Annotated in this window: 10 protein-coding genes; 4 read left to right on the top strand and 6 right to left on the bottom strand. The window is 70.2% G+C overall.

The window, feature by feature from the left end:
- Position 1: 1 nt before the first annotated feature.
- The 3 genes from cydD to BCL76_RS11270 all read right to left on the bottom strand — a co-directional run bounded on the left by cydD (position 2) and on the right by BCL76_RS11270 (position 6,282).
- Positions 2–3,625, bottom strand: coding sequence for a thiol reductant ABC exporter subunit CydD (gene cydD / locus BCL76_RS11280; protein ID WP_109779319.1), 3,624 nt, complete (start codon positions 3,623–3,625; stop codon positions 2–4).
- Between the two features lie 131 nt (positions 3,626–3,756).
- The gene (gene cydB / locus BCL76_RS11275; protein ID WP_109779318.1) at positions 3,757–4,758 is read right to left on the bottom strand and encodes a cytochrome d ubiquinol oxidase subunit II; all 1,002 of its coding nucleotides are present in this window, start codon (positions 4,756–4,758) and stop codon (positions 3,757–3,759) included.
- A gap of 18 nt (positions 4,759–4,776) precedes the next feature.
- Positions 4,777–6,282 carry a cytochrome ubiquinol oxidase subunit I gene (locus BCL76_RS11270; RefSeq protein WP_109779317.1) on the bottom strand — a complete coding sequence of 502 codons (1,506 nt, stop codon included), beginning with the start codon at positions 6,280–6,282 and terminating at the stop codon, positions 4,777–4,779.
- 190 nt (positions 6,283–6,472) lie between these two features.
- Here BCL76_RS11270 and BCL76_RS11265 point away from each other — a divergent pair, with 190 nt between their 5' ends.
- On the top strand, positions 6,473–6,841 hold the full coding sequence (locus BCL76_RS11265) for a cyclophilin-like fold protein (RefSeq protein WP_109779316.1): 369 nt from the start codon (positions 6,473–6,475) through the stop codon (positions 6,839–6,841).
- Between the two features lie 91 nt (positions 6,842–6,932).
- Here BCL76_RS11265 and hisC read toward each other — a convergent pair whose 3' ends face one another.
- Positions 6,933–8,012, bottom strand: a complete 1,080-nt coding sequence (gene hisC, locus BCL76_RS11260) for a histidinol-phosphate transaminase (protein WP_109779315.1) — start codon at positions 8,010–8,012, stop codon at positions 6,933–6,935.
- 361 nt (positions 8,013–8,373) lie between these two features.
- On the opposite strand from hisC, the gene BCL76_RS11255 reads away from it, so the two are divergent.
- From BCL76_RS11255 to BCL76_RS11245, 3 genes are all read left to right on the top strand, one after another.
- The gene (locus tag BCL76_RS11255) at positions 8,374–9,489 is read left to right on the top strand and encodes a LacI family DNA-binding transcriptional regulator (protein ID WP_109779314.1); all 1,116 of its coding nucleotides are present in this window, start codon (positions 8,374–8,376) and stop codon (positions 9,487–9,489) included.
- A gap of 270 nt (positions 9,490–9,759) precedes the next feature.
- Positions 9,760–11,013, top strand: a complete 1,254-nt coding sequence (locus tag BCL76_RS11250) for a metallophosphoesterase (RefSeq protein WP_109779479.1) — start codon at positions 9,760–9,762, stop codon at positions 11,011–11,013.
- Positions 11,014–11,161: 148 nt separating this feature from the next.
- Positions 11,162–11,986: a hypothetical protein gene (locus BCL76_RS11245; protein WP_109779313.1), complete on the top strand. Its 825-nt coding sequence runs from the start codon at positions 11,162–11,164 to the stop codon at positions 11,984–11,986.
- Positions 11,987–11,995: 9 nt separating this feature from the next.
- On the opposite strand, the gene BCL76_RS39660 is transcribed toward BCL76_RS11245, so the two are convergent.
- Both BCL76_RS39660 and thiC read right to left on the bottom strand, forming a co-directional pair.
- A complete protein-coding gene (locus tag BCL76_RS39660; protein ID WP_258309525.1) occupies positions 11,996–12,130 on the bottom strand; it encodes a hypothetical protein in 135 nt (44 codons plus the stop codon).
- A gap of 245 nt (positions 12,131–12,375) precedes the next feature.
- Positions 12,376–14,163, bottom strand: coding sequence for a phosphomethylpyrimidine synthase ThiC (thiC, locus tag BCL76_RS11240; protein WP_109779312.1), 1,788 nt, complete (start codon positions 14,161–14,163; stop codon positions 12,376–12,378).
- Positions 14,164–14,315: the final 152 nt, after the last annotated feature.

The raw sequence follows: 14,315 nt of genomic DNA, 5'->3' as shown, positions 1-14,315 counted from the left end.
CCTATTGGCGGGGAAAGTTGACCAAAGTTCCGTCCGTCGCCCTTTCCCGCTCCAGCAGCCGGCGCAGCGGTCCCTCGGCGGCGGCCAGCTCCGCGTAGGGGCCACGCTGCACCACCTCACCACGGTCCAGCACGAGCACCTCGTCGACCGCCTCCAGGCCGGCCAACCGGTGCGTGATCAGCACGGTGGTCCGGCCCTCGGTCGCGGCCAGCAGATCCGCCGTCAGGGCGTCCGCTGTGGCCAGGTCCAGGTGCTCGGCCGGCTCGTCCAGGACCAGCACCGGGAAGTCCGCGAGCAGCGCCCGGGCCAGGGCCAGTCGCTGGCGCTGGCCACCCGAGATCCGCTCGCCGTGCTCGCCGACCAGCGTGTCCAGCCCGTCCGGAAGGCCGTCGGCCCACTCCAGCAGCCGGGCCGCGGCCAGCGCCTGCCGCAGCTGCTCCTCGCTCGCCCCGGTCCGGGCCAGGCGCAGGTTCTCCCGTACCGAGCTGTCGAAGATGTGGGCGTCCTGGGCGCACAGGCCCACGAGAGCGCGTACGTCGTCGCCGTCGAGCGTGCGCGCGTCGCTCCCGCCCAAGCTGTACGCACCCTCGGCGGGGTCCAGGAACCGCAGGAGCACCTGGGCCAGAGTTGTCTTGCCCGACCCCGAGGGACCGACGACGGCGATGCGGCGGCCTGCCTCCAAGGTCAGGTCCAGGTCCCGCAGGGCGGCACGCTCCTGGCCCGGGTGGCGGGCGGTGAGCCCCGTCAACCGCAGCGGGAACGGCGAAGCGGGGGCCGTGGTCGGCTGCTCCGGCTCGGCGACCGGGACCGGCGCGTCGATGACCTCGTAGACCCGCTCGGCGCTACGGCGCACGCGCTGGCGGTACTGGACGGCGAGCGGAAGCCCGTTCACCGCCTCGAAGGCGGCCAGCGGCGTGAGGACCGCGACGGCCATGGCCACCCCGGACAGCCGTCCGTCGTGGACGGCGTTCGCGGCGACGGCCGCGGCGGCCACGACGGTGAACCCGCACACCAGGGCCGACAGGCCGCCGCCCAGTCCGGCCGCGGCCGAGCCCCGCGCGGCGATGCGCGTCAGCAGGCCGTCGCTCTCGCGCGTCCGACCCTTACGGTCCTCCAGCGCCCCGGCCACGGTCAGCTCCGCGGTCCCGGTGAGCAGATCGGCCACCCGAGCGGCGAGTTCACCGCGGGCGGGCGCGAGCCTGCGCTCCGCACGGCGGGCGCAGGCCCCGCTGACCAGCGGTACCGCGACACCGGCGGCGAGCAGCCCGACGGCGAGCACGACACCGGCCTCGGGCAGCAGCCAGGCGGTGAAGGCGACCGACCCCGTCCCGACGAGAACGGCGGTGCCGACGGGCAGCAGCCAGCGCAGCCAGTAGTCCTGCAGGGCATCGGCATCGGCCACGAGCCGGGCCAGCAGGTCCCCGCGCCGGTGCTCGCGCAGCCCGGCGGGCGCGATGCGCTCCAGTCGGCGGTACACGGAGACGCGCAGGTCGGCGAGCATCCGGAGCACGGCGTCGTGCGAGACGAGCCGCTCGGCGTACCGGAAGACGGCGCGGCCCATTCCGAAGGCCCTGGTGGCGGTGACGGCCACCATCAGGTAGAGCACGGGCGGCTGTTCCGAGGCTCGCGAGATCAGCCAGCCCGACACGGCCATCAGGCCGACGCTGCATCCGACGGCCAGTGCGCCGAGCACCAGCCCGAGCCTGAAGCGTCCTTGCCACGCCTTGGCGACCGCCCGGACCCGGCGCAGCGGATCGCCCGCCGCACCTGAACCCGCCACGCGCGAACCGGTCGTGCCCGAGCCGGTCGTACCGTCGGCAGGTTCGGCCGCCCGCTCACGCGCCGCGCCGAGGATCCACTCGCCGGTGTCCGGGAGGTACTCACCGCGGTCATCGGCCGCACCGGAGGACAACAGGGGAGCGCCGACCGGCAAAGCGGCACGGCGGGGGAGTGCCCCGTCGGTGCGAAGCCCCTCGGGTCCGTCGCCCGCCGACATCGCCACCACCCGGTCCGCGACGGCGAGGAGCGCCGGCCGGTGCACGACCAACAGCACGGTCCGCCCCGTGGCGAGCCGTCGGACCGCGTCCACGATCCCTGCCTCGGTCTCCCCGTCCAACGCCGCCGTGGGCTCGTCCAGCAGCAGCACGGGCCGGTCCGCCAGGAACGCGCGTGCCAGGGCCAGCCGCTGCCGCTGTCCGGCCGACAGCCCCACACCGCCCTCGCCCAGCGGGGTCTGCACCCCGCGCGGCAGCGCGGTCACGAACTCCCAGGCCCCGGCATCCCGCAACGCCTCGGCCACATCGGCGTCGGAGGCTCCCGCGCGGGCCAGGCGTACGTTCTCGGCGATCGTTCCGGCGAACAGGTGCGGCCGCTGCGGCACCCAGGCGACCTGCTGCCGCCACTGCGCCGGCGACAGCTCGGCCAGGTCCACGCCCGCGACCTTGATCCGCCCGGCGGTCGGCGTGACGAATCCCAGCAACACCTGGAGCAGTGTGGACTTCCCCGCTCCGCTGGGGCCGGTCAGGGCCACGCACTCCCCCGGCCCGACCGTCAGCGAGACCGGCCGGGGCGAGTCCTCCCCGCGGCCCTCGTAGCGGACGGCGATGCCCTCGATCTCGATCCGCAGGGGAGCGCCGGCCGGCAGCTCGGCCGTACCGGTCGTACCGGTGGTGGGGGTCTCCAGGACCTCGAAGATCTCCTCGGCGGCCGCCAGTCCTTCGGCCGCCGCGTGGTACTGGGCCCCCACCTGCCGCAGCGGCAGATACGCCTCGGGCGCCAGGATCAGGATGACCAGCCCGGTGTAGAGATCCAGTTCGCCGTGGACGAGCCGCATGCCGATGGTCACGGCCACCAGGGCCACCGACAGGGTCGCCAACAGCTCCAGGGCGAAGGAGGAGAGGAAGGCGATGCGCAGGGTCCGCATCGTCGCGCGTCGGTAGTCGTCGGTGATCTTGCGGATCGACTCGGCCTGCGCCTTCGCCCTGCCGAAGACCTTGAGCGTGGGAAGCCCGGCCACCACGTCGAGGAAGTGCCCCGAGAGCCGGGACAGCAGGCGCCACTGCCGGTCCATCCGGGACTGCGTGGCCATGCCGATGAGGATCATGAACACGGGGATCAGGGGCAGCGTCACGACGATGATGGCCGCCGACACCCAGTCCTCGGTGACGATACGGGCCAGCACGGCCACCGGCACGACCACCGCGAGCCCCAGCTGCGGCAGGTAGCGGGAGAAGTAGTCGTCGAGCGCGTCCACGCCCCGGGTGGCCAGTGACACCAGTGATCCGGTCCGCTGCCCGGACAGCCACCCGGGCCCGAGCTCCGCGGCCCGGTCCAGCAGCCTGCGCCGCAGCTCGGACTTGACCGCCGCGCCCGCCCGGTTCGCGGCCAGCTCCGTGAGCCAGGCGATCAACCCGCGCCCGAGCGCCACCGCCGCGAGCAGCAGCAGGGGCGTTCGGAGCGCCTGGCCGTCGAGCCCCTGCTGGAAGGCTCCGACCACGATCTCGGCGATCAGCATCGCCTGACCGACGACCAGCCCCGCCCCGGCGAGACCCAGGGCCACCACCGCCCCCAGGAAGAGGCGGGTGGACCGGGCGTACCGGAGCAGGCGCGGGTCGATCGGTTTCACGTGAAACATCCCCTCGGGGAGGTCGTCAGCCGGACGGGCGGGTCATACGTCGCGGGGACCGGGTGCGGGGGCCCGGTACCCCATCGACGCACGGATCGGTGGACGGATCGGTGACCGGATCGGTGCACCGATCAGTGCACATCGACGATGTGCTGCGTCCCGATCCGCTTGCGGAATACCCAGTACGTCCAGCCCTGGTAGAGCAGCACGAGCGGGGTGGCCACGGCCGCACACCAGGTCATGATCTTCAGGGTGTACGCGCTGGACGAGGAGTTGGTGACCGTGAGGTTCCAGGCCTCGTTCAGCGAGGACGGCATGACGTTCGGGAAGAGCGTGAGGAAGAACATCGCGACGGTTGCCGCGATGGTGATCCCGGACAGTGCGAACGACCAACCCTCGCGACCGGCGAGGTTGAAGCCGAGGGCCCCGACCAGCGCCGACACCGCGACGATCATCGCGATCAGGCTCGTACCGTCGCCGCGCGAGACCTGGGTCCAGGTGAGGAAGACCAGGGCCAGTACGGCGGTGACCACGCCCAGCCGGGTCGCCAGCTTCCGCGAGCGGTCCCGGATGTCACCGACGGTCTTGAGCGAGGTGAAGACCGTGCCGTGAAAGGTGAACAGGGTGAGGGTGACCAGTCCGCCGAGGAGCGAGTAGACGTTCAGCAGGTCGAGGAGGCCGCCGACGTATTCCTTGTTCTCGTCGATCTTGACGCCGCGCACGATGTTGGCGAAGGCGACGCCCCACAGGAACGCGGGGATCAGCGAGGTCCAGAAGATCGCGTGTTCCCAGTTGGTCTGCCACCGGTCCTCGGGGCGCTTGTGCCGGTACTCGAAGGCGACGCCACGGATGATGAGGCAGATCAGGATGAGCAGCAGCGGCAGGTAGAAGCCCGAGAAGAGGGTGGCGTACCAGTCCGGGAAGGCGGCGAAGGTGGCACCGCCCGCGGTGAGCAGCCAGACCTCGTTCCCGTCCCAGACGGGTCCGATCGTGTTGATCAGGACCCGCTTCTCCGTGCGGTCACGGGCGAGCAGCTTGGTCAGTACGCCGACCCCGAAGTCGAAGCCCTCCAGGAAGAAGTAGCCGGTCCACAGGACGGCGATGAGTACGAACCAGACGTCGTGGAGTTGCATGGTGGGCGCTCCTCTCCCTCAGTACGAGAAGGCCATCGGCCGGTCGGGGTTCTTGTCGTCCCCACCGATCTTGGTGGGCGGGTTGAGGTCTGCCTCGGTGAGTTCGGGCGGGCCGGCCTTGACGTACTTGACGAGGAGCTTGACCTCGATCACGGCCAGCACCGCGTACAGGAGCGTGAAGCCGATCATCGAGGTGAGCACCTCGCCCTGGGACACGTTCGGCGAGACGGCGTCCCTGGTGCGCAGCACTCCGTAGACGACCCAGGGCTGGCGGCCCATCTCGGTGAAGATCCAGCCCCAGGAGTTGGCGATGAGCGGGAAGCCCATCGTCCAGAGCGCGACGAGCCAGTAGAGGTCGGCGAACTTCGGGCTCAGCGGCTTCTTGAAGAGCACCAGGTGGGGAACCTCGTCCTCCCCGGTACGCAGCCCCTGCGGCAGCAGGAACTTCTTGCGGGTCAGCCACAGGCCCAGCACTCCGACACCCAGGGAGGCCATGCCGAAGCCGATCATCCAGCGGAAGCCCCAGTACGCGACCGGGATGTTGGGCCGGTAGTCACCGGGGCCGAACTTCTCCTGCTCCGCCTTGTTGACATCGTTGATGCCCGGGACGAAGGAGGTGAAGTCGTCGTTGGCCAGGAAGGACAGCAGGCCGGGGACCTCTATCGCCACCTTGTTGTGGCCCTTGTCCACGTCCCCGTAGGCGAAGACGGAGAAGGGCGCGGGCGCCTCGCCGTCCCACAGCGCCTCCGCGGCGGCCATCTTCATGGGCTGCTGCTTGTACATCACCTTGCCGAGCAGGTCACCGCTGATCGCCGTGCCCATGCCGGCGATGATCATGACGATCAGGCCGAGGCGCAGCGAGCTGCGCATCACGGGGATGTGCTTCTTGCGCGCCAGGTGGAAGGCCGATATTCCGGCCATGAACGCGCCACCGACCAGGAAGGCGGCCGTGATGGTGTGGAAGAACTGGGTGAGCGCGGTGTTCTGGGTCAGCACGAGCCAGAAGTCGGTGAGCTCGGCCCGGCCCCGCTCCTCGTTGATGCGGTACCCGACCGGGTGCTGCATCCAGGAATTGGCCGCCAGGATGAAATAGGCGGACAGGACGGTGCCCATGGACACCATCCAGATGCACGCCAGGTGGATCTTCTTCGGCAGCTTGTCCCATCCGAAGATCCACAGACCGATGAAGGTCGACTCGAAGAAGAAGGCGATCAGGGCTTCGAAGGCCAGGGGGGCCCCGAAGATGTCGCCGACGAATCGCGAGTAGTCGGACCAGTTCATGCCGAACTGGAACTCCTGGACGATGCCGGTGACGACACCCATCGCGATATTGATCAAGAAGAGCTTTCCCCAGAACTTCGTGGCTCTGAGGTACTTCTCCTTCTCGGTGCGCACCCACGCCGTCTGCAGGCCCGCCGTCAGGGCGGCGAGCGAGATCGTCAGGGGCACGAAGAGGAAGTGGTAGACGGTCGTAATGCCGAACTGCCATCGCGCCAATGTCTCCGGCGCCAAAGCTAGGTCCACGTCGTCTTCTCCTTGTCGTCGCCGTGGTCACAGCCGCAGTCTGCCTGGCGGGTTCCACCCATACCGGGAGGAAGCAGGACACGCTTGTGAACGCGTTCACATTCACAAGCATTATGTCGTACCACTCTCGGCCACCGTCGAGGGGGGTCCCCCCTAGCCAATTTATTCAACAGATTGTTGAATTCAGCTCATGCAGATACGAATCTCCTGGCCCGCGGGCCAGCTCACCGCAACCCTCGACGAGACCCCGACCAGCAAGGCGCTGGTCGAGGCCCTTCCGATTTCCGCCTCCGCCAACACCTGGGGCGAGGAGGTCTACTTCGACACCGGGGTCTCCGTCGCCCTGGAGGACGACGCCCAGCAGGTCGTCGCCCCCGGCACGGTCGCGTTCTGGACCGAGGGCGACGCTCTCGCGCTGCCCTACGGCCCCACGCCGATCTCACGCGCAGGCGAGAGCCGCCTCGCGAGCCCGTGCAACGTGCTCGGCTCCTTCGACGGCGACCCCCGCCTGCTGTCCACCGTCCGCGACGGAGATCCCGTCCGCGTGGAACTCGCCTGATCGCCCCGGCAGCCCCAGCAACCCCAGCAGCCCCAGCCGCTCCGGCACATCCGACAGGTCCGGATGATCTGGACGGCCCCGCCGGCAGCTCCTAGAGCTCCTTGAAGAACGCCTCGGCCGTGTGCAGGAAGAGGTCGTTCGCCTCGGTCTCACCGATCGTGACCCGCAGGCCCTCGCCCGCGAAGGGCCGGACCACCACACCGGCCTTCTCGCAGGCCTCCGCGAACGCGCCGGTCCGCTCCCCCAGCCGCATCCACACGAAGTTCGCCTGCGTGTCCGGCACGGTCCAGCCCTGGGCGATCAGCGCCTCGTGCACCCGCGTGCGCTCGCTCACCAGCGCCCCCACGCGGCCCATCAGCTCGTCCTCGGCGCGCAGCGAAGCCACCGCCGCGTCCTGCGCGAGCTGGCTGACGCCGAAGGGCACCGCCGTCTTGCGCAACGCCGCCGCCACCGGCTCGTGCGCCACCGCGAAACCGACCCGCAGGCCGGCCAGCCCGTACGCCTTGGAGAACGTACGCAGCACGGCGACGTTCGGGCGGCTGCGGTAGAGCTCGATGCCGTCCGGTACGTCCGCGTCGCGCACGAACTCGCGGTACGCCTCGTCCAGGACCACCAGGATGTCCGAGGGCACCTGGTCCAGGAAGCGCTCCAGCTCGGCGCGGCGCACGGCCGTGCCGGTGGGGTTGTTCGGGTTGCAGACGAAGATCAGCCGGGTCCGGTCGGTGATCGCCGCGGCCATCGCGTCCAGGTCGTGCACGTCCCCGTCGGTCAGCGGAACCCGCACCGAGGTCGCGCCCGAGATCTGCGTGATGATCGGGTACGCCTCGAAGGAGCGCCAGGCGTACATCACCTCGTCGCCCGGGCCGGCGGTCGACTGGATCAGCGACTGGGCCACGCCGACCGAGCCGGTGCCCGTCGCGATGTGCTCGACCGGCACGCCGAAGCGCTCGGCGAGCTCGTTCACGAGGCCGGTGCAGGCCATGTCGGGGTACCGGTTGAAGTTCCCGGCCGCGGCGACCGCGGTCTCCAGCACGCCCGACAGCGGCGGGTACGGGTTCTCGTTCGAGGACAGCTTGTACGCGACAGGCCCTCCCGCGGCAGCCGGCTTGCCGGGCTTGTATGTCGGAATGCCGTCCAGCTCGGCGCGCAGCTTCGGGCTCTTCTCGCTCACCGCAGGTCCTCCTCGACCGTCCCGTCCGACGTCGCCGTCGACTCAATACTGCTCACCTTATGAGGATTCCGCCGTTCCGAGAATGGGGGCGCCAGGAATGCGGGGGAGCGCACGCATATATGCGCGCGCCGGTGGCCTGCGCCGTGGCGCGCATCCCTCGTGCAGGTGAGTCGAGAACGGCCCGAGATCGCATCGTTTTGGCATGCCCGGACCCGACGACAAGCTCCACACTCACCCTCAGCGATCAAACACCTTCATTTCCAAGGTCATTGGGGGTGGCGAACCATGCAGAAACGTGCCTGTCAACGCCTGCATATGCACCCAGACCACCCTCCCCACCGAGCCCTACTATCGGCTCGCCATGACAGCAGCAGGGAAGCATCAGGTGAGCCGGACCGAGACCACCCGGCGGGCCGCCGGCCGACAGGGCCGGGCCGGCATCAGGGACGTGGCCGCCGCGGCGGGCGTCTCCATCACGACCGTCTCCGACGCGCTCAATGGCAAGGGACGGCTGCCCGACGCCACCCGCCGCCACGTTCGCGAAGTGGCCGATCGGCTGGGCTACCGCCCGTCCGCCGCCGCCCGCACCCTCCGTACCGGCAAGTCCGGCCTCATCGGCCTGACCGTGACCACGTACGGGGATGAACCTTTCACCTTCACCGAATTCGCCTACTTCGCCGAGATGGCCAGGGCCGCGACCTCCGCCGCGCTCGCCCGCGGCTACGCCCTGGTCATCCTCCCCGCCACCTCCCGCCACGACGTGTGGTCCAACGTCGCCCTCGACGGCACCGTCGTCATCGACCCCTCCGACCACGATCCCGTCGTCACCGAACTGGTTCGCCAAGGCCTGCCCGTGGTCTCCGACGGCCGCCCCGCAGGCACCCTCCCCGTCACCGCCTGGGTCGACAACGACCACGAGGCAGCCGTACTCGGCCTGCTCGACCACCTCGCCGCCGCCGGCGCCCGCCGGATCGGCCTGTTGACCGGGACCACCACCGACACCTACACCCGGCTCTCCACCACCGCCTACCTGAGCTGGTGCGAGCGCGTCGGCCAGGACCCCGTCTACGAGTCCTACCCCGCGCACGACCCGTGCGCGGGCGCCGTCGCCGCCGACCGGCTCCTCGCCCGTCCCGACCGGCCCGACGCGGTCTACGGGCTCTTCGACCCCAACGGCACCGATCTGCTCGCCGCCGCCCGCCGCTACGGCCTGCGCGTCCCCGAGGACCTGCTGCTCGTGTGCTGCAGCGAGTCCACCGTCTACGCGAACACCGAGCCGCCCATCACCACCCTGTCCCTCAAACCCCGCCGCATCGGGACCGCCGTCGTCCAGCTCCTCATCGACGCGATCGAGGGAGTGAACACCGGACGCCCCGTCGAGCAGGTCGTCCCGACCGAGCTGATCATCCGTACCTCGTCGCAGCGCAGGCAGCCCCGCACGACCGTCAGCCCGCCCCGTTCGCCGGCCCAGGACTGACCGACAGACCGTCCGGTCGGCCTGCCGAAGGGCCGACCCAGGACCGTACGAAGGCCATCCGAACACCGACCGAGCACCGACCAAGGACCGGCCGACGATTTCCGCAACACCGATATCGGTAGAAAACGGTAGGAACGATCCGCTCCGTAAAGGATTCACCACCCCTGGTGCGTCACAGAGCGCGAGCCGCATTCCTATGATGGGCGCACGACATCACGGCCCCTCCTCCCTGGAGGTCAGGAGGGTCCGCAGGTGTACGGCAGCGCGACGGTGGTGGAGGGGTCGATGACTCAGGGGGCCGGTCAGGGACCCGCGATGCGGACGGACACGCTGCGGGACTTCCGGGTTCCCGTCACCGAACCCGCCCTGTACGCCGTATCCACGTCCACCGGGCTGCCCGGCGAGACGCCCGTCTACGGCGAGTACCCGGCGTACTACGAGGGCGGCACGCCGAACACGCCCGCGCAGCCGGGCTACCCGCCGCAGGCGCCCGCGCAGCAGCCTTCGTACCCCCGGACGCCTCTCCACCCGCACGCCGACGTGGAACCGGCGCACGCCTCGGCCCAGGGCCCCGACGAGGACGAGCCCGAGGGCTACACCCCGACCTACCGGGACCTGCCCGTCATCGGCCGCGGCGCGATCGGCGGCCCCGGTGACACCGTCCAGGTCCAGTACGTGCCCCAGGAGCACGCCGCGGGCCCCGGCCCGCTCTACGTCGTCGGCGACGTCCACGGCTACCTCGACGAGCTCGTCACCGAACTCCACGCCCAGGGTCTGATCGACGCGGAGCGCCGCTGGTCCGCCGGCAATGCCCGGCTCTGGTTCCTCGGCGACTTCACCGACCGCGGCCCCGACGGCATCGGCGTCATCGACCTCGTGATGCGGCTGTCCGCCGAGGCCGCCGCCGCCGGCGGCTACTGCAAGGCCCTGATGGGCAATCACGAACTCCTGCTCATCGGCGCCAAGCGGTTCGGCGACACCCCGGTCGTCTCCGGCGCCGGTACCGCCACCTTCCAGGCGGCCTGGCTCCTCAACGGCGGCCAGCGCACCGACATGGAACGCCTGCAGGACGTCCACCTGCAGTGGATGTCGCGCCTGGACGCGGCCGTCCTGGAGGAGGGCCACCTGCTGCTGCACTCCGACACCACGGCCTACCTCGACTACGGCGACTCCATCGAGGACGTCAACGACACCATCCACGAGCTCCTCAACCGCGGCGACGCCGACATCACCTGGGACCTCTTCCGCAAGTTCACCAAGCGGTTCGCCTTCCGCGACGAGGGAACGGGACCCGCGGCCGTGCGGGAACTCCTCGACACCTACGGCGGCAGCCGCGTCGTCCACGGGCACAGCCCCATCCCCTACCTGCTCGGCGAGGTGGGCACCGAGGACGGCGACGAGTCGCGCGGCCCCGAGGCCGTGGACGGCCCGCACGTGTACGCGGAGGGGCTGGCCATCGCGATGGACGGCGGGGTGACGATGGCGGGCAAACTGCTTGTCGTACAACTCCCCCTGAGCGACTGAGAGCTTACGGAGAGGGGTATTTCCGGAAAGCCCCTGTCACGGCGTGGCGTGGGCGCTCTACCATCGCTCTATCCGTAGCAGGCTCTCCTCCGTTTGTGCCGGCGCCCGGGTCTACGCGGGCATACCGGCTTCTACGGAGCATCGGGGGATGCACATGACCAGCGCTCCGCACCTGCTGACCGAAGACCGACCGGAGTTCGATCGGCTCGTCGACGAGGCGCTGCGCGCCGCGCACGAGCGGCCCGAGCTCGCCACCCTCGGCGAACGACTGAACGCCGAACAGCTGCGCACCATGGCCCAGGGGGCCAGCGCCCTGCTGGCGGCCGCGGCCGCCGCCGAGTACGACCACTACGTGAAGATCCGCGAGGAACGACGCGACGAGGTGCCGGCCGCGCCCGGCACGACGGGAGACGAGGACGGTACCCAGGGCGGCGGTGGCGGCGCGGGCATCAGCGCCGTGGTCGCGGTCCTCGCGCCGGTCCTGGCGGGCACCGCCATGCTGATCTTCCTGCTCGTCGGCTACATCCTGAAGATGATCGAGCCCGAACCGGCCTTCGCCGAGACGATGCTGACGGCGGGTTGGCTCTTCGGCGGGCTCACTGCGGCAGCCCTGCTCTTCGCGGTGATCGGGCTGCTGGTGACGGCCGTCCGCAACAGCGCGACCGAGGTGGCCGCGGACGAGACCGAGGCGATACCCGACGAGGTCGCACGGGCCCGCGAGGCCTGGCGGCACGCGCTGCTGGAGCGCGGCATCATGCCGTTCCTACGGGACGCGCTGGCCGACCCGAGCGCCGGCCCGGGCTTTCCCACCCCCCGCACACCGGCGGCCGGCCGCATCCCCAATCTGGGATACAGCCGGCCGGACTTCACCAGTCCGGGGTCCCCGTCGGAGAGTCCCCGGCCCGGCTACACACCTCCGGACTTCACGAGCCCGGACTTCGGCGGCCCGGAACACCAGCCGGACCAGAACTGACCTCGTTCGCTACTTCAGCCCCTTCGGCAGGTGGTTGGGGTCCATCGGGCGGATCGGCGCGGTGGCGGCCCCTCGGCGGAGGTCGGGGTCGTTCGCGTCGGGCTGCAGGGTGAGGGGCGACCTGGTCCTGTTCTCGGGGCGCATACCACTCCTTCTCGAAACGGTCGATCGACGGTGGTGGGCCTCTCCGGCCACATCGGTAGCGTGAGAACCACCTCCGCAGGCCCCGGAACACCTCGCAGACAAGTCCACTCATCGGACTATCGTTCCGACACCAATGGCCCCCGCATCCCCTCGTCGGCACGACAAACGGGCGGACCCGCGACTCCCCCCATGGGTCGCGGGTCCGCCCGTCAGCCGGGTCCGTGCTGCTGCCCTGCCGAACGGCGTCAGTCGGCCAGCGGCAGGTAGACGCGGCTGCCCGAGGCGGCGAACTCGGCGGACTTCTCCGCCATGCCCGCCTGGATCTCTTCCGCCTTCAGGTCGCCACCGTGCTCACGGCGGATGTCCTGCGAGATCTTCATCGAGCAGAACTTCGGACCGCACATGGAGCAGAAGTGCGCGGTCTTGGCCGGCTCCGCCGGGAGCGTCTCGTCGTGGAACTCGCGGGCCGTGTCCGGGTCCAGGGCCAGGTTGAACTGGTCCTCCCAGCGGAACTCGAACCGTGCGTCCGACAGGGCGTCGTCCCACTCCTGGGCACCCGGGTGGCCCTTGGCCAGGTCCGCGGCGTGGGCCGCGATCTTGTAGGTGATGACGCCGGTCTTGACGTCGTCGCGGTTGGGCAGGCCCAGGTGCTCCTTGGGCGTCACGTAGCAGAGCATCGCGGTGCCCCACCAGGCGATCATCGCGGCGCCGATGCCCGAGGTGATGTGGTCGTACGCCGGGGCGACGTCCGTGGTCAGCGGGCCGAGCGTGTAGAACGGCGCCTCCTCGCAGATCTCCTGCTGGAGGTCGATGTTCTCCTTGATCTTGTGCATCGGGACGTGGCCCGGGCCCTCGATCATGGTCTGGACGTTGTGGCGCTTGGCGATGGTGTTGAGCTCGCCCAGCGTCTTCAGCTCGGCGAACTGCGCCGCGTCGTTGGCGTCCGCGATCGAGCCGGGGCGCAGGCCGTCACCGAGGGAGTAGGTGACGTCGTACGTCGCGAGGATGTCGCAGAGCTCCTCGAAGTTCGTGTAGAGGAAGTTCTCCTTGTGGTGCGCCAGGCACCACGCGGCCATGATCGAGCCGCCGCGCGAGACGATGCCGGTCTTGCGGCGGGCGGTCAGCGGCACGTAGGGCAGCAGCACGCCGGCGTGGACCGTCATGTAGTCGACGCCCTGCTCGGCCTGCTCGATGACCGTGTCCTTGTAGATCTCCCAGGTCAGGTCCTCGGCGCGGCCGTCGACCTTCTCCAGCGCCTGGTAGAGCGGAACGGTGCCGATCGGGACGGGGGAGTTGCGCAGCACCCACTCGCGGGTGGTGTGGATGTTGCGGCCGGTCGAGAGGTCCATGACCGTGTCGGCGCCCCACTTGGTCGCCCAGGTCATCTTGTCGACCTCCTCCTCGATGGAGGAGGTGACCGCGGAGTTGCCGATGTTGGCGTTGACCTTCACCAGGAACCGCTTACCGATGATCATCGGCTCGATCTCGGGGTGGTTCACGTTCGCCGGAAGCACCGCGCGACCTGCGGCGATCTCCTCGCGGACGACCTCCGGGGAGACGTTCTCGCGGATCGCGACGTACTCCATCTCCGGGGTGATCTCGCCCCGGCGGGCGTACGCGAGCTGCGTGACGGCGGCGCCGTCGCGGCCGCGGCGGGGCTGGCGGGGGCGGCCCGGGAAGACGGCGTCGAGGTTCTTGAGGCCGCCGCGGGGCGAGGTGTGCTTGATTCCGTCGTCCTCGGGGCGCACGGGGCGGCCCGCGTACTCCTCGGTGTCCCCGCGGCTGATGATCCAGTTCTCGCGCAGCGGCGCGAGACCGCGACGGACGTCGGTCTCGATCTGCGGGTCGGTGTACGGACCGGACGTGTCGTAGAGCGTCACGTCCTTGCCGTTGGTGAGGTGGACCTGGCGGACCGGCACCCGGAGGTCGGGGCGGGAGCCCGCCAGGTATCCCTTGTGCCAGCCGGGCTGGCGCTCGGTCTGGCCGTCGGTGTCCTGGCTGACGGCAGGCGTGCGTGCGTCCTGAATGGTCATGAGACCTGATCTCCCTACGCCGGCATTACCCGGTAACAGGTTCGGCGGTCGACGCAGCCTCTTCCCGTACGCATCCGTGATGCTCGTACGGTGATCAGCGTCCTCTCAGCCCGGTGCTCCGAGCTCCCGCGTTGTGCAAAGGTGCCCCCACG

It is taken from the genome of Streptomyces sp. CG 926, from assembly GCF_003148825.1.
Taxonomy (GTDB): Bacteria; Actinomycetota; Actinomycetes; order Streptomycetales; family Streptomycetaceae; genus Streptomyces.
The sequence above is the reverse complement of the archived record's forward strand: the minus strand, read 5'-3'. Positions and strand labels throughout refer to the sequence as shown.

Coding starts and splice junctions, on each gene's coding strand:
- cydB (WP_109779318.1), bottom strand. CDS start 4,758: ATGCAACTCCACGACGTCTGGTTCGTACTCATCGCCGTCCTGTGGACC.
- BCL76_RS11265 (WP_109779316.1), top strand. CDS start 6,473: ATGCAGATACGAATCTCCTGGCCCGCGGGCCAGCTCACCGCAACCCTC.
- BCL76_RS11255 (WP_109779314.1), top strand. CDS start 8,374: ATGACAGCAGCAGGGAAGCATCAGGTGAGCCGGACCGAGACCACCCGG.
- BCL76_RS11245 (WP_109779313.1), top strand. CDS start 11,162: ATGCACATGACCAGCGCTCCGCACCTGCTGACCGAAGACCGACCGGAG.
- BCL76_RS39660 (WP_258309525.1), bottom strand. CDS start 12,130: ATGCGCCCCGAGAACAGGACCAGGTCGCCCCTCACCCTGCAGCCCGAC.
- thiC (WP_109779312.1), bottom strand. CDS start 14,163: ATGACCATTCAGGACGCACGCACGCCTGCCGTCAGCCAGGACACCGAC.